At 56.4% G+C, this 15,888-nt stretch carries 14 protein-coding genes; 5 read left to right on the top strand and 9 right to left on the bottom strand.

Annotated features, from left to right (window positions below):
• Positions 1-125: 125 nt before the first annotated feature.
• The 4 genes from hokA to CWM54_RS20055 form a co-directional block, all read right to left on the bottom strand.
• Positions 126-278 (bottom strand): type I toxin-antitoxin system toxin HokA, encoded by a 153-nt coding sequence (gene hokA, locus CWM54_RS20035; protein WP_012967075.1) that lies wholly within the window; start codon positions 276-278, stop codon positions 126-128.
• A gap of 326 nt (positions 279-604) precedes the next feature.
• The gene (gene glyS / locus CWM54_RS20040) at positions 605-2,674 is read right to left on the bottom strand and encodes a glycine--tRNA ligase subunit beta (protein ID WP_100698242.1); all 2,070 of its coding nucleotides are present in this window, start codon (positions 2,672-2,674) and stop codon (positions 605-607) included.
• A gap of 9 nt (positions 2,675-2,683) precedes the next feature.
• Positions 2,684-3,595, bottom strand: a complete 912-nt coding sequence (gene glyQ / locus CWM54_RS20045) for a glycine--tRNA ligase subunit alpha (protein ID WP_004205014.1) — start codon at positions 3,593-3,595, stop codon at positions 2,684-2,686.
• 127 nt (positions 3,596-3,722) lie between these two features.
• Entirely contained in the window at positions 3,723-4,022 is a 300-nt protein-coding gene (locus CWM54_RS20055; RefSeq protein WP_077598891.1) for a YsaB family lipoprotein, read from the bottom strand.
• Positions 4,023-4,201: 179 nt separating this feature from the next.
• Between CWM54_RS20055 and CWM54_RS20060 the strand changes: the two genes are divergently transcribed.
• A complete protein-coding gene (locus CWM54_RS20060; RefSeq protein ID WP_074386976.1) occupies positions 4,202-5,197 on the top strand; it encodes an acyltransferase in 996 nt (331 codons plus the stop codon).
• Between the two features lie 26 nt (positions 5,198-5,223).
• Here the strand turns inward: CWM54_RS20060 and yiaA are convergent, their stop codons facing one another.
• The 4 genes from yiaA to xylA all read right to left on the bottom strand — a co-directional run bounded on the left by yiaA (position 5,224) and on the right by xylA (position 9,111).
• The gene (yiaA, locus tag CWM54_RS20065) at positions 5,224-5,667 is read right to left on the bottom strand and encodes an inner membrane protein YiaA (RefSeq protein ID WP_012540331.1); all 444 of its coding nucleotides are present in this window, start codon (positions 5,665-5,667) and stop codon (positions 5,224-5,226) included.
• Positions 5,668-5,701: 34 nt separating this feature from the next.
• The gene (gene yiaB, locus CWM54_RS20070) at positions 5,702-6,073 is read right to left on the bottom strand and encodes an inner membrane protein YiaB (protein ID WP_008806878.1); all 372 of its coding nucleotides are present in this window, start codon (positions 6,071-6,073) and stop codon (positions 5,702-5,704) included.
• A 168-nt stretch (positions 6,074-6,241) separates the two neighbouring features.
• Positions 6,242-7,696, bottom strand: a complete 1,455-nt coding sequence (xylB, locus tag CWM54_RS20075) for a xylulokinase (RefSeq protein WP_100698244.1) — start codon at positions 7,694-7,696, stop codon at positions 6,242-6,244.
• 92 nt (positions 7,697-7,788) lie between these two features.
• A complete protein-coding gene (gene xylA / locus CWM54_RS20080) occupies positions 7,789-9,111 on the bottom strand; it encodes a xylose isomerase (protein ID WP_008806876.1) in 1,323 nt (440 codons plus the stop codon).
• A gap of 506 nt (positions 9,112-9,617) precedes the next feature.
• Here xylA and xylF point away from each other — a divergent pair.
• The 4 genes from xylF to xylR all read left to right on the top strand — a co-directional run bounded on the left by xylF (position 9,618) and on the right by xylR (position 14,778).
• Positions 9,618-10,613: a D-xylose ABC transporter substrate-binding protein gene (gene xylF / locus CWM54_RS20090; RefSeq protein WP_061152988.1), complete on the top strand. Its 996-nt coding sequence runs from the start codon at positions 9,618-9,620 to the stop codon at positions 10,611-10,613.
• A 64-nt stretch (positions 10,614-10,677) separates the two neighbouring features.
• Positions 10,678-12,219 carry a xylose ABC transporter ATP-binding protein gene (locus CWM54_RS20095; protein WP_042946854.1) on the top strand — a complete coding sequence of 514 codons (1,542 nt, stop codon included), beginning with the start codon at positions 10,678-10,680 and terminating at the stop codon, positions 12,217-12,219.
• Positions 12,197-13,378 (top strand): xylose ABC transporter permease XylH, encoded by a 1,182-nt coding sequence (gene xylH, locus CWM54_RS20100; protein WP_008806873.1) that lies wholly within the window; start codon positions 12,197-12,199, stop codon positions 13,376-13,378. Before CWM54_RS20095 ends, xylH begins: the two co-directional genes overlap by 23 nt.
• 221 nt (positions 13,379-13,599) lie before the next feature.
• Positions 13,600-14,778, top strand: coding sequence for a D-xylose utilization transcriptional activator XylR (gene xylR, locus CWM54_RS20105; RefSeq protein WP_004145231.1), 1,179 nt, complete (start codon positions 13,600-13,602; stop codon positions 14,776-14,778).
• 38 nt (positions 14,779-14,816) lie between these two features.
• Here xylR and CWM54_RS20110 read toward each other — a convergent pair whose 3' ends face one another.
• On the bottom strand, positions 14,817-15,635 hold the full coding sequence (locus CWM54_RS20110) for a protein bax (RefSeq protein ID WP_008806871.1): 819 nt from the start codon (positions 15,633-15,635) through the stop codon (positions 14,817-14,819).
• Positions 15,636-15,888 lie beyond the last annotated feature (253 nt).

Genomic DNA, 15,888 nt, shown 5'->3' on the forward strand with positions numbered 1-15,888 from the left:
CGTGTAAAAATAAAAAGGCCTCCTGATATCAGGAGGCAAATGATTTATTTGGTGAACAATGAAAGGGTGCATTGAGAATGCCTGACACTGCAAGCATGGTGGGGATAAATCCCCACCAGATGCTCTTACTGTTTAATATCACAGGCTAAGAATGCCACCAGCTCAATATTTCCCTGCCTGAGCTGTAATTCACATAGCGAATCACGAACCATCCAGGTCAATAATAAAATAGTGAAGCAAATCACTACTAAGCCAAACAACAGATACTTTTGCGGCATTCCTCGCCTCCAGTGTTGATTTTCAACAAGTAAGAGGCTACTCTTATGGTGTTCATGCATAGGGGAGCCTCACTTTGATTACTATCAGGTGGGGCTTTTCTCTGTCTGTCTCCCGCTGAATACCTGAGACACACAGTCTCAAGCACCCGCCGCCATTCTAGCGTAAATACTTCACGGAATTATGTTTATATATTCCTAAAACATTTCTTCTCGATGAATGCAAATAATGAAGATATCAATGGCAGAATTATTAACGGTTCACCTATTTATATTTCATGTATAAAAAGACCTGCCCTGAGGCAGGTCTTTTATTATTTCCGATACGCTTACTGCAGCAGAGAAATATCCGCTACCTGCAGGAACAGTTCACGTAGTTTGGACAGCAGCGTCAGACGGTTGATGCGAACATCTTTGTCTTCAGCGTTAACCATCACGTTCTCGAAGAACTCATCCACCGGCTCGCGCAGCGCAGCCAGCTCGATCAGCGCATCCTGATAACGGCCTGCGGCGAAATACGGCTGCAGTTTGTCGCGCAGCACCACCAGATTGCCGGCCAGCTTGATTTCCGCCGCTTCTTTCAGCACCGAAGCGTGAACGATATCGTTCAGCGTCTCGTCGGATTTCGCCAGGATGTTGGAGACACGTTTGTTCGCCGCCGCCAGCGCGGAGGACTCTTCCAGGGTACGGAAGTGCGATACCGCCTTCATGCGTGCATCGAAATCCGCCGGGCGGGTTGGACGACGCGCCAGTACGGCCTGGATGGTGTCCACGCTATAGCCTTCATCCTGATACCAGGCGCGGAAGCGGCCCAGCATGAAGTCGATCACCTCATCAACCACATTGGCGTTGGTCAGCTTCTCACCGTACAGACGCACCGCTTCTTCGGTCAGCGTTTGCAGATCGAGATTCAGGTTCTTCTCAACGATGATACGCAGCACGCCCAGCGCGGCACGACGCAGCGCAAACGGGTCTTTATCGCCTTTCGGATGCTGCCCGATACCAAAGATACCCGCCAGGGTGTCCATCTTATCGGCAATCGCCACCGCGCAGGCCACCGGGTTAGACGGCAGCGCGTCGCCGGCAAAACGTGGCTGATACTGCTCGTTCAGCGCCACGGCCACATCTTCCGCTTCGCCGTCATGGCGCGCGTAGTGCATCCCCATCACACCCTGGGTGTCGGTGAACTCGAAGACCATGTTGGTCATCAGGTCGCACTTGGACAGCAGGCCCGCGCGGGTCGCGTGGTTCACGTCAGCGCCAATCTGCTCGGCAATCCAACCCGCCAGTGCCTGGATGCGATCGGTCTTGTCGCGCAGGGTCCCAAGTTGCTGTTGGAACAGCACGGTTTCCAGACGCGGCAGGTTATCTTCCAGACGTTTTTTACGGTCGGTGTTGAAGAAGAATTCAGCATCGGCCAGACGCGGACGAACCACCTTCTCGTTACCGGAGATGATCTGCTGCGGATCTTTGGACTCGATGTTGGCCACGAAGATAAAGTTCGGCAGCAGTTTGCCGGCGTTGTCGTAGACCGGGAAGTACTTCTGGTCGCCCTTCATGGTGTAAACCAGCGCTTCGGACGGCACCGCGAGGAATTTTTCTTCGAACTTCGCCGTCAGCACCACCGGCCATTCCACCAGCGAGGTGACTTCTTCCAGCAGGCTTTCGCTCAGATCGGCTTGCCCGCCAATCTTACGTGCCGCCTCTTCCGCATCGGCTTTGATTTTGGCTTTACGCTGTTCGTAATCGGCAATGACTTTACCGCGCTCCAGCAGGATCTGCGGATACTGGTCGGCATGGTCGATAGTGAACTCCGGCTCACCCATAAAGCGATGGCCGCGGATAATACGGTCAGAAGCGATACCCAAAATGGTCGCCGGAATAACCTGATCGCCCAACAGCAGGGTGACGGTGTGAACCGGACGCACGAAGTGGACGTCAGACGCGCCCCAGCGCATCAGTTTCGGGATCGGCAGCTTCGCCAGCGAGCTGGCAATCATGTTCGGCAGCAGCGCTTCGGTGCTTTCGCCCTTCACATGGGCGCGATAGAGCAGCCACTCGCCTTTATCGGTGGTCAGACGTTCGGCCTGATCAACGGTGATGCCGCAGCCGCGCGCCCAGCCTTCGGCCGCTTTGCTTGGCTTGCCTTCGGCATCGAACGCCTGGGCAATAGCCGGGCCGCGTTTTTCTACTTCGCGATCGGCTTGCGCCGCCGCCAGGTTGGCTACCTTCAGCGCCAGACGACGCGGGGCGGCGAACCATTCCACTTTACCGTGTGCGAGGCCGGCGTTATCCAGCTCCGCGGTCACGTTCGCAGCAAAAGATTCCGCCAGGCTGCGCAGCGCTTTTGGTGGCAGCTCTTCAGTGCCGATTTCCACCAGAAAAGTATTCTCAGACATGGCCGCCTCTTATTTATTCTTGTTGCACATCGGGAAGCCGAGCGCTTCACGGGAAGCGTAGTACGCTTCCGCCACTGCTTTAGTCAGGGTGCGAATGCGCAGAATATAGCGCTGACGCTCGGTGACGGAGATGGCTTTACGCGCATCCAGCAGGTTGAAGCTGTGAGCCGCTTTCAGAATACGTTCATAGGCCGGTAGCGGCAGCGGGGTCTCCAGCGCCAGCAACTGCTGGGCCTCTTTCTCATACTGCTCGAAGCAGGAGAACAGGAAGTCGACGTCGGCGTATTCGAAGTTGTAGGTGGACTGCTCCACTTCATTCTGGTGGAACACGTCGCCGTAAGTGGTTTTACCCAGCGGGCCATCACTCCAGACCAGGTCATAAACGCTGTCCACGCCCTGGATATACATCGCCAGACGCTCCAGACCGTAGGTGATCTCGCCAGTCACCGGCTTACATTCAAGGCCGCCCACCTGCTGGAAGTAGGTGAACTGCGTCACTTCCATGCCGTTGAGCCACACTTCCCAGCCCAGACCCCAGGCACCCAGCGTCGGGTTTTCCCAGTTGTCTTCGACAAAACGAATATCGTGAATGGTCGGATCCATACCCAGCTCTTTCAGCGATCCGAGGTACAGCTCCTGAATGTTGTCCGGAGAGGGCTTAATCACCACCTGGAACTGATAGTAGTGCTGTAAACGGTTCGGGTTTTCGCCATAGCGGCCATCGGTTGGACGACGGGAAGGCTGCACGTAGGCGGTCGCCATTGGCTCCGGCCCTAACGCGCGCAGGCAGGTCATCGGGTGAGAGGTGCCGGCGCCGACTTCCATGTCCAGTGGTTGAACAATGGTGCAGCCCTGACGAGCCCAGTAATCCTGTAAGGTCAGGATCAGGCCCTGGAAGGTCCTGGTATCAAACTTTTGCATATGATTTCGTGCTGGATACGTGTGGATTTAAAGGAAGGAGTCAGTATACCCGCTGGCTGCGAGATATACAGTACGAAACGGCGTTGTTTCAGGAAAACGGACGAAATTTACGCCAGCCGGGGTCGATTCAGCGCATCGAAAGATGCATAAACTGGCCGTCCGGGTCAAAGGAACAGATGAAACGCTCATTCTTGCCGGTCCGCCCCGAAAGCTCGTAGCTCGCCTGGAATTGTTCAAAATGGTTCACGTCAACGAGCTGCGTTTGCGTGTTGTAGCGGATAGCGGCCTGATCCTTGCAAAGCTGCGCCATATTGAGCGTAGTCTGCGGCGTAATGCGCGCACGCTGCGCTTTTTGCGCCGGCGGAGATATGGTCTCGCTACAACCCGCGAGGAGTAGCACCAGCATAACGGAAACAACACCTTTCACCACGTACTCCTCCACCGCCTTGTTAGCAAGTTGTTATCGTAAAGATTCAGTATTACAGGTATTTTGCGAATATCATGAAACCACGACAAGTCTGTGATCGAAAACTCAGACTAATCTATTGCGACACCGGGGCATAAGGCGGGTCAGACCTTATTTCGCCAGCAGACTTTGAGGGACTGATGCAAGAAAAGATACACTGGATCACCAACCTGCGCGGTATCGCCTGCATGATGGTGGTGATGATCCACAGTACCAGCTGGTATATTACTCATCCGCATGCAATTACCCTTATGGAATGGGACATCGCCAATCTGCTCAATTCCGCCTCCCGCGTCAGTGTGCCGCTGTTTTTTATGATCTCGGGATACCTGTTTTTTGGGGAACGTAGCGCCCAGCCGCGCCATTTCTGGCGGATCGGCCTGTGCATTGCGTTCTATAGCGCGCTGTCTCTGCTGTATATCGCGCTGTTTACCCATATCAACGTCGAGCTATCGTTAAAGAATTTGCTGCAGAAGCCCGTCTTCTACCACCTGTGGTTTTTCTTTGCTATCACCGTCATCTACCTGCTCTCGCCGCTGATTCAGGTCAAATCCGTCAGCGGCAAAATGCTGCTGGCGCTGATGGCGATCCTCGGTATTCTGGCCAACCCCAATATGGTCAGCGTCAAAGCCGCCGGGATTGAGTGGCTGCCAGTCAACCTCTATATCAACGGCGACACCTTCTACTACGTGCTCTACGGCGTGCTGGGCAGAGCCATTGGCACCCTGGACACCGATAAAAAATGGCTGACCCCGCTCTGCGCCGCGCTGTTCATCGCCGCCGTGTGGGCCATTTCACGCGGAACGTTGCATGAGCTGCGCTGGCGCGGAGACTTCGGCGACACCTGGTATCTCTACTGCGGACCGGCGGTGTTCGTTTGCGCGGTCACCCTGCTGACGCTCGCTAAAAACTGGCTTAACGCGCGTCCCCTGCCCGGTATCGCCTGCATTGCGCGACATTCGCTGGGGATCTACGGGTTCCATGCCCTGATAGTGCATGCGCTGCGCGCCAGCCATCTGGAACTGACCCGCTGGCCGCTGCTGGACATTGTGTGGATCTTTAGCGCCGCTCTGCTTGGCAGCCTGCTGCTGTCAGGCCTGGTGCAGCGGGTTGATAGCCGCCGGCTGGTCAGCTAACGGCCCGCCGTCCAGAGGGGCCCGACTTACGACTCAGGCCCCTCTTCCGTCACGCTGAGAGGTTCCCGTAAGCGCGTCGGGTCCCAGGCATCACGCACGTTTTTCTGCACCGCAACAGCGCCAAACAGGCTCAAAAAATACGCCAGCCCATAGAACCCTTTCTCGCTGAGCAGCAGAGTGGCATTCCACAGCCCGATAACCAGCAGACCTACAGCGATAACGAAGACCACCAGACAGGTGGTGTAGTACAGCGCGGTGGTCGGAATGGCTTCATACTTATCGCGCACCGTCTTTTGATAAGATGCCGCGGCAAACAGCCCCAGTACCAGGACGGCAAAATAATAGCCTTTCTCATTCAACTGCATATCGGCATTCCACAGTCCCACCAGATAGGTGACGATGCCGCCGATCAGGGCAATCCAGGAGATCAAATGAAACGCAGGAGAATACGTCGCGTGCTTGTTTTCCATTACTTTTTACCTTTTACGCGCCTCGGGGCGGCGCTTATTCCGTTTTTTGCATCGCGCGGGCGACGCGGGTCCGTTCGGGGGTTGCCGATGCGCCATATAAGCAGACAAACCACGCCGCGATATAGACGGCTTTTTCATGCCAGTCTGCCGGCACATACCAGGCGCCGACCAGCAGCAGGCCGACCGATAGCAGCAGCACCAGCCGACATAAGGCAATAAAGCCGTCGTCCTGTTCCTGCCACTGGCTGGCGCGCTGATGGGCGAGGACGGCAAACATCCCCATCACCAGTACGCCGAGAAAATAACCTTTACCGCTAAACAACGGGCAGGTTCGCCAGATACCGAGTAGATAAACCAGCGATCCTGCTGCCATCATCACCCTGGCAATATTGCGTTTTGTGTTCATCTCACCTCCCTGGTCGACAGGGGCTGATTATGACCGAGTCACCCGACGATGCCGCAGGTTATGCACGGCAAAGCGGTGATTTCGGAATAAACAAATACGCTTTTTTGGATGGATGTAGCCGGGACATTCAGGGAGGGAATCCGCCCGGCGCTGCCGGACGGACTGAGGCTAAGACATCAGCGGTTTCAGGTGCTGATAAATCTGGCGGAAGGTTTCCCGCTGTGGCGCATAGTGGGCCACACGGCGATCGTCCGGGCGATGGGCTTGTTCAAGCGGTAGCGGCTTCAGCAGCCCGGCGCGGTCTGCCTCGTCGTGAACCGCCAGCTGCGCCAGCCGGGCCGCCCCCAGCGCCGGGCCGACATCGCCCCCGGTACGGTAATCGAGCTGCAGGCCGCTAATATCCGCCAGCATTTGCCGCCAGTAAGCGCTGCGCGCCCCGCCGCCGATAAGCGTGATGCTCTGCGGCTTGATGCCGCAGGCGTGTACCACGTCCATGCCATCCGCCAGCGCATAGCCCACCCCTTCCAGCACCGCCCGCGCCAGCTCTGCCGGCCCATGCTGATGTGTCAGGCCAAAAAAGACGCCCTTGGCCTGCGGGTTGTTGTGCGGCGTGCGTTCGCCCGACAGATAGGGCAGGAACCACACCGGACCGGCGCTTTCATCCGCCGTCTGTGCCGCCGCGATCAGTGCCGGCACGCTGGCCAGGCCGGTTAATTTCGCCGCCCAGTCCAGACAGGAGGCCGCGCTGAGCATCACCGACATCAGATGCCAGCGGCCCGGCAGCGCGTGGCAGAAGCTGTGCACCGCGCTTTCGGGTTTGCTGAGGAACCCTTCGCTGACCGCGAAATAAACGCCTGAGGTGCCCAGCGACAGCATTGCCTGGCCGGCGTCGGCCATTCCGACCCCAACCGCGCCCGCGGCATTGTCGCCACCGCCGCCCACCACCAGCGCCTGCGGCATATTCCACGCCTGCGCCACTTCAGGACGCAGTTGCCCGGTGACATCGCTGCCTTCAAACAGCGCCGGCATCGCGTCCCGACTGAGATCGCAGGCGGCGAGCATCTCATCGCTCCAGTCACGCCGGGCGACGTCCAGCCACATCGTACCGGCGGCGTCAGACATGTCGCTGGCGAGCTCGCCGGTCATCCGCAGGCGCAGATAATCCTTCGGCAGCAGCACTTTATCCACCTGGTTGAACACCGCCGCCTCGTGCCGCTGCACCCACAGTAACTTCGGCGCCGTAAAGCCCGGCATCATCAGGTTGCCGGTGATCTGCCGAGAAGCACTGACTTTTTCCTCCAGCAGCTGGCACTCTTCGGCGCAGCGGCCGTCATTCCATAAAATGGCCGGACGCAACACCTGTAACGATTTATCCAGCAACGTGGCGCCGTGCATCTGCCCGGCGATCCCCAGCGCTTTCACGTCGCGCAGGCTATGCTGCGCGCCCAGGGCTTTCATCGCCGTGTCTGTCGCCAGCCACCACTGTTCGGGATCTTGTTCCGACCACAGCGGATGCGGACGCGAGACGGTGAGTTTTTCGGTATGCGATGCCACTACCTCACCCTGCTCATTGAGCAGAATGGCTTTGACGCCCGATGTTCCCAGATCGATGCCGATATACATACTACCTCTCCTTAAACGCGCGCCACGGCTGAGCGTGGCGCGAACAGAGCATCCTGGTTGCGACGCCGGTCACGCCGGGCGCCGCCGCATGATTACTTATCAAACAGATAATGGTTGACCAGGTTTTCCAGTTGTTCCTGCTGGCCGCTGCGATGCTGCGGCGCCAGCTGATGCTGAGTGGCATACTGGGCAATGTCGCTCAGGGTCATCTGCCCGTTAAGGATCTGCTGCCCCAGCTCACCGTTCCAGCCGGCGTAGCGTCTGGCCACGCGTTTATCCAGCTCACCGTCCTCAATCATCCGCGCCGCAACTTTCAGCGACAGCGCCATGGTATCCATCGCACCGATATGGCCATAGAACAGATCGTATTTATCGGTGCTCTGCCGGCGCACTTTCGCATCAAAGTTGAGACCGCCGGTGGTGAAGCCGCCCGCTTTGAGAATTTCATACATCACCAGCGCATTCTCTTCGACGCTGTTCGGGAACTGATCGGTATCCCAGCCCAGCTGCGGATCGCCGCGGTTGGCGTCGACGGAGCCGAACAGCCCCAGCGCAATGGCCGTCGCGATTTCATGATGGAACGAGTGGCCAGCGAGCGTCGCGTGGTTAGCCTCAATATTCAGTTTAATCTCTTTTTCCAGACCAAACTGTTTGAGGAAGCCGTAAACGGTAGAGGCATCATAGTCATACTGATGCTTGGTCGGTTCCTGCGGTTTGGGCTCAATCAGCAGCGTGCCTTTAAAGCCAATTTTATGCTTATGCTCCACCACCAGCTGCATGAAGCGGCCAATCTGTTCACGCTCCTGGCGCAGGTCGGTATTCAGCAGGGTTTCATAACCCTCGCGACCGCCCCACAGCACATAGTTTTCGCCTCCCAACTGATGAGTAGCATTCATCGCGGTGACCACCTGGGTGGCCGCCCAGCTAAACACTTCCGGATCCGGGTTGGTGGCCGCGCCGGCGCCGTAGCGCGGGTTGGTAAAGCAGTTTGCGGTACCCCACAGAAGCTTCACGCCGCTCTGCTGCTGTTTCTCTGCCAGCACCTCGACCATCCGGGCGAAGTTATTGCTGTACTCCTGCAGCGAGGCGCCTTCCGGCGAGACATCGACATCGTGGAAGCAGTAGTAAGGCACGTTGAGTTTGTGGAAGAATTCAAACGCCACATCGGCTTTACGTTTGGCCATCTCCAGGGCGTCGCCAGGCTGCTGCCATGGACGGTCAAAGGAGCCCACGCCAAACATATCGGCGCCATTCCAGCAGAAGGTATGCCAGTAACAGGCCGCAAAACGCAGATGATCTTCCATCCGTTTGCCCAGCACCAGTTCATCCGGGTTGTAGTGACGGAAAGCCAGCGGGTTAGTGGATTTCGGGCCTTCGTAACGAACGCGATCGAGTTGATCGAAATAGGTCTGCATAGAGAACTCCATATTCAGAGATGCGGCGAATAACCAATCAGATACCCTAAATAATTCGAGTTGCAGGAAGGCGGCAAGAGCGTGAACCTCCAGGCGCTGGCACCAGCAAGAGGTCGGAGCAACGAATGTCACCAACCCACCTACAACTTGAAGTATGACGGGTTTAAGCCAATATAGAATTTCACTTTCCATCTCCTCAATTACGTTATTTCACACCGCCATTGAGAGAATCCACAAACGTGCGCCAGCTCGCAAAAAATAATATACTTCCGCCTTCTCCGCGCCTTGTCGGACAAGTCCAGTGCAATAATAAGAGTGTGCATGAATAAAATACGATCGCCGTCATAATTTGCACATTAAACGAAATTTCATAACGGCAAAATAAGAACCGGTAATTGCCAGCCCTGCTTTCCGCGTTAAGAATCTGTAACGTATCCGCAACCTCATGTATCAAACATTATTTTTCCGTTCGTCTTACCTACCCTTACAAAAAAGGTATCGTTATTATGAAGATAAAGAACCTTTGCCTTACACTTTGCGCCAGCTCTCTCCTCCTCGCCAGCATGGCGGGGATGGCGAAAGAAGTGAAGATTGGCATGGCCATCGACGATCTGCGTCTGGAGCGCTGGCAGAAAGACCGTGATATTTTCGTCAATAAAGCAGAATCCTTAGGCGCCAAAGTTTTTGTCCAGTCCGCCAATGGCAATGAAGAAACGCAGATGTCGCAAATTGAAAATATGATCAACCGCGGCGTCGATGTGTTAGTCATTATTCCTTATAACGGTCAGGTGCTCAGCAACGTTATTAAAGAAGCCAAGCAGGAAGGTATTAAAGTCCTGGCCTATGATCGTATGATTAATAATGCTGACATTGATTTTTATATTTCTTTCGACAATGAAAAAGTTGGTGAAATGCAGGCGCAAAGTCTGGTCGACAAAGTGCCGCAGGGTAATTATTTCCTGATGGGCGGCTCGCCGGTGGATAATAACGCCAAACTTTTCCGCGCCGGGCAAATGAAGGTCCTCAAGCCGTATGTGGATGAAGGCAAAATTAAGATTGTCGGCGATCAGTGGGTTGACGGCTGGCTGCCGGAGAACGCGCTGAAAATAATGGAAAACGCGCTGACGGCGAATAATAACAAGATCGATGCCGTGGTCGCCTCCAATGACGCTACGGCCGGCGGCGCTATCCAGGCCTTAACCGCCCAGGGGCTGGCCGGCAAAGTGGCGATCTCCGGTCAGGATGCTGACCTGGCGGGCGTGAAGCGCATTATTTCCGGTACCCAGACAATGACCGTCTATAAACCGATTACCACCCTGGCCACCAGCGCCGCTGAAATCGCCGTTGAGCTGGGTAACGATAAACAGCCGAAGGCCGATACCACGCTGAATAACGGCTTAAAAGATGTCCCTTCGCGCCTGTTAACGCCAATTGAGGTGAATAAAGAGAATATCGACGCCACGGTTATTAAAGACGGTTTCCATAAAAAGAGTGAACTGTAATGGCTGACGCCCCGCTGCGGGGCGTCATTTTCATCCCGCCGGATATCACTTTTGCGGAGTCTTTATGGCCTGGCTACTCGAAATGAAGAACATCACCAAAACCTTCGGCGCCGTTAAAGCCGTGGATAACGTCAGCCTGCGTCTTAACGCTGGCGAAGTGGTCTCGTTATGCGGTGAAAATGGGTCGGGGAAATCGACGCTGATGAAGGTGCTGTGCGGTATCTATCCGCACGGAAGCTATGAGGGCGAGATTATTTTTGCCGGCGAAACGCTGCAGGCAAACCATATTCGCGATACCGAACGCAAAGGCATCGCCATTATTCACCAGGAGCTGGCGCTGGTGAAACATCTCACCGTGCTGGAGAATATTTTCCTCGGCGCCGAGATCTCCCGCCACGGTCTGCTGGATTATGAAACCATGACGCTGCGCTGTCAGAAGCTGTTGGCGCAGGTCAATCTGCCCATATCGCCCGACACCCGCGTCGGCGACCTCGGCCTTGGTCAGCAGCAGCTGGTGGAGATCGCCAAGGCGCTGAATAAACAGGTTCGTCTGCTGATCCTCGACGAACCGACCGCTTCCTTAACCGAACAAGAGACCGCGACGCTGCTGACGATCATTCGCGATCTGCAAAACCACGGTATCGCCTGCATTTATATTTCTCACAAGCTCAATGAGGTCAAAGCGATCTCCGACACGATCTGCGTGATCCGCGATGGCCAGCACATCGGCACCCGCGACGCCAGCGGCATGAGCGAAGACGATATCATCACCATGATGGTCGGCCGCGAGCTCACCGCGCTCTATCCCAGCGAGCCGCACGCCCACGGCGAGGAGATCCTGCGGGTCGAACATTTAACCGCCTGGCACCCGGTTAACCGCCATATTAAACGCGTCAATGACGTCTCGTTTTCCCTGCGTCGCGGGGAAATCCTCGGCATCGCCGGGCTGGTCGGCGCCGGGCGTACCGAGGCGGTACAGTGCCTGTTCGGCGTCTGGCCGGGGCGCTGGCAAGGGGAGATCTTTATTGATGGCCAGCCGGTGAGCATCACTAACTGCCAGCAGGCCATTGCCCACGGCATCGCCATGGTGCCGGAAGACCGCAAAAAAGACGGCATCGTGCCGGTGATGGCGGTGGGCAAAAATATTACCCTGGCGGCGCTCAACCAGTTCACCGGCGCGATGAGCAGCCTGGACGACGCCGCCGAGCAACACTGCATTCAGCAGTCCATTCAGCGTTTGAAAATTAAAACCTCCTCGCCGGAGCTGGCGATTGGCCGCCTGAGCGGCGGCAACCAGCAAAAGGCGATTCTGGCGCGCTGTCTGTTGCTCAATCCGCGCATTCTGATCCTCGACGAACCCACCCGTGGTATCGATATCGGGGCGAAGTATGAAATTTATAAACTGATTAACCAGCTGGTGCAGCAGGGCATCGCGGTCATTGTCATTTCATCAGAACTGCCCGAGGTGCTCGGTCTCAGCGATCGGGTGCTGGTCATGCACGAAGGCAGACTAAAAGCCAATTTGGTTAATCAACATCTGACCCAGGAACAGGTGATGGAAGCCGCGCTGAGGAGCGAACGCCATGTCGAAGAACACGTCGTCTGAAATCAAACTCACCCCAACTGCCCCCGCCGCCTTGCCGGCGCTGAAGGGGCTGAATCTCCAGGTCTTTGTGATGATCGCCGCGATCGTCGTCATTATGCTGTTTTTCACCTGGGTTACCGATGGCGCCTACCTGAGCGCACGCAATATCTCCAACCTGCTGCGCCAGACGGCCATCACCGGTATCCTCGCCGTTGGCATGGTGTTTGTGATTATTTCGGCAGAAATCGACCTGTCCGTCGGCTCGATGATGGGGCTGCTGGGAGGCGCCGCGGCAATCTTTGACGTCTGGCTCGGCTGGCCGCTGCCGCTCACCATCCTGGTGACGCTGGTGATGGGCCTGCTGCTCGGTGCGTGGAACGGATGGTGGGTGGCCTATCGCAAGGTTCCCTCGTTTATCGTCACCCTCGCCGGGATGCTGGCGTTTCGCGGCATTCTGATCGGCATCACCAACGGGACCACCGTCTCGCCCACCAGCCCGGCGATGGCGCAGATCGGCCAAAGCTATCTGCCAGACGGTATTGGATTTGGCATCGGCGTGGTCGGCATGGCGGCGTTTATCGTCTGGCAGTGGCGCGGGCGGATGCGCCGTCAGGCGTTAGGTCTGGCGACCTCGTCCTCCACCGCCGCCGTTGGCCGTCAGGCCATTACCGCGGTGATTGTGCTGGGCGCAATCTGGCTGCTCAATGACTATCGTGGCGTGCCGACCCCGGTGCTGATCCTCGCTGCCCTGCTGCTGGCAGGCCTGTTTATGGCCACCCGCACCGCTTTTGGTCGTCGCATCTATGCCATCGGCGGCAACCTGGAGGCGGCCCGCCTGTCCGGAATTAACGTTGAGCGTACCAAGCTGGCGGTGTTTGCCATTAACGGCCTGATGGTCGCCATTGCCGGGCTGATCCTCAGCTCGCGCCTCGGCGCCGGGTCGCCCTCGGCGGGCAATATCGCCGAACTGGACGCCATCGCCGCCTGCGTCATCGGCGGCACCAGCCTGGCGGGCGGCATCGGCAGCGTCGCCGGAGCGGTAATGGGGGCGTTTATTATGTCAGCCCTGGATAACGGCATGAGCATGATGGACGTCGCCACTTTCTGGCAATATATCGTCAAAGGCGCCATTTTACTGCTGGCGGTGTGGATGGATTCCGCTACCAAGCGGCGCGCTTAAGGAGAGACTCTCTTAAGAATGTCTGAATTCTTTGCGCTACCGCCAAACTTCGCCACAAGGCGCTTGAAATATCTCGGGCATTAGCCGGTAGTGTATACCCAACATCATTCGGGTTGCAGACGGCGCATCCGGGCCGCGTACCGGCGTACGTGGCCGGGGTGAGTGCGCAGCAACATCAAGAATGAAGGGGTATGACCGGGGTTAGAGCAGGAACATTATCTATGTTTGAAAAGCGTCACCGTATTACGCTGTTATTCAATGCCAACAAAGCTTATGACCGCCAGGTGGTTGAGGGCGTCGGCGAGTATCTGCAAGCCTCCCAGCTGGAGTGGGATATCTTTATTGAAGAGGATTTTCGGGCACGAATCGAAAACATCAAAGAGTGGTTGGGCGATGGCGTTATCGCCGACTATGACGATCCCGAAATTGAAAAGCTGCTGGCCGATGTCCACGTGCCCATCGTCGGCGTCGGCGGCTCTTATCATCAGCCAGAGCAGTACCCGCCGGTCCACTATATTGCCACGGACAACGCTGCGCTGGTGGAAAGCGCCTTTCTCCATTTGAAGGAAAAAGGGGTGCACCGCTTCGCGTTTTACGGACTCCCCACCTCCAGCGGTAAACGCTGGGCGGTAGAGCGCGAGTATGCCTTCTGCCAGCTGGTCGCGAAGGAGAAGTATCGCGGCGTGGTCTACCAGGGGCTGGAGACGGCGCCGGAAAACTGGCAGCACGCGCAAAACCGGCTCGCCGACTGGCTGCAAACCCTGCCGCCGCAAACTGGCATCATCGCCGTCACCGACGCCCGCGCCCGCCACGTCCTGCAGGCCTGCGAGCTGCTGCATATCCCGGTGCCAGAGAAACTCTGCGTTATTGGCATTGATAACGAGGAGTTGACCCGCTACCTCTCTCGCGTCGCGCTCTCCTCCGTCGCCCAGGGCACCCGCCAGATGGGTTATCAGGCGGCAAAATTACTCCACCGACTGCTGAATAACGAGGCGCTCCCGCTGCAGCGCCAGCTGATCCCGCCGATGCGCGTCGTTGAGCGACGCTCCACCGACTACCGGTCATTGAACGATCCCTCCGTGATTCAGGCGATGCATTACATTCGCAACAACGCCTGCAAAGGCATCAAGGTGGAACAGGTGCTCGACGCCGTGGGCATCTCTCGCTCCAATCTGGAGAAACGCTTCAAAGAGGAAGTCGGGGAGACCATCCACACGGTGATCCACAGCGAGAAACTGGAAAAGGCGCGCAGCCTGCTGGTGTCCACCAGCCTGTCGATCAATGAGATTTCACAAATGTGCGGCTACCCATCGCTGCAATATTTTTATTCGGTGTTTAAGAAGGAGTACGACGTGACGCCGAAGGAGTACCGTGACCGGCACAGCGAGGTGATGCTGTAGGGCAAAAAAATGCCCGGCGACAAGGCCGGGCATCCGGATTACAGATGGGCGGCGATGAGCCGCTGATTGTCCTGATACATCGCGAAGAGATAGTTGTTGTAGCTCGACCCTTTGGTCGAATAACCCTTCAGCTTATGAATCATCGTACTGGCCGTCACTTCCTGATCCGCCTTGCGCAGCTGCAGGCGCGATTTGCGGAATGAAGAATAAGCCGGGTGGGTGTTCAGGTTGGTGACATAAGCCTGCACCGACTGCTCCACCGATTCGAACTGCGAGTAGCCTTTCATCGCCCCGCGGCAGCGACCGGCGCCGCACTTCATGCCAAACAGGTTGTTGTTCTCACGCGCCAGCTTGGAGGTACCCCAGCCACTTTCCGCCGCCGCCATGGTTGCTACCATGCTGTTCGGAATAATGTCGACACGCTCAAGCAGCGCGTTCCAGGGCACATGACGCGTATTGCCTGACCACTTCACCTTATAACGGGCAGCGATATCTTTCAGGCGCGCCTTCTCAGTCGGCGACCAGCGAGCATCGTATTGCTTGGAAACAAGCCAGTTACGATCCGCAGTAATCGCCTGATTCTGCTTGGTAATATAAGGCATGACCGTCCGGAGAAACGCTTTTTTCCTTGGTGTTCCGGAAGGGTATTTTCGCAAGTCAGGAAGTGAACTGCTCTTTACACTATTGCGAGAATACTCTTGTTTACTGCTTACCTTAGTACTACTGATCTTCTTAACCGTTGGGGCTTTATGACTCTTTGTTGCTGTGTGCGTTGTTGCCAACACACTACCTGAAAATACACAGGTTAGTAACATAAGTATGGCGGCCCCATATCGTCGTATGGGATTCGATATCATCAGGTCTCCTGGTCGGATATATGCATTCCAACACCTTGTGTTTCACAAAAAAACGATAGCTGAATCGCTAATAGTATCAAAAATACGCAATGAGAGCATCAACAGAAATAGTCCAATTCCGAATTGGTGTCATCTGAAATCGGTTTCTGCGCCGCATCGCCAGTGCGAAAATGCTAGCTTCGTCTCATTTTTAGCCTATTTTTTGAGCGGTGTCACTCACCCCTTTTCATCCTCCTGGTAAAACGCCCGCCAG

Source organism: Klebsiella sp. D-Nf1 (assembly GCF_002810515.1).
GTDB classification, from domain to species: domain Bacteria; phylum Pseudomonadota; class Gammaproteobacteria; order Enterobacterales; family Enterobacteriaceae; genus Klebsiella; species Klebsiella variicola.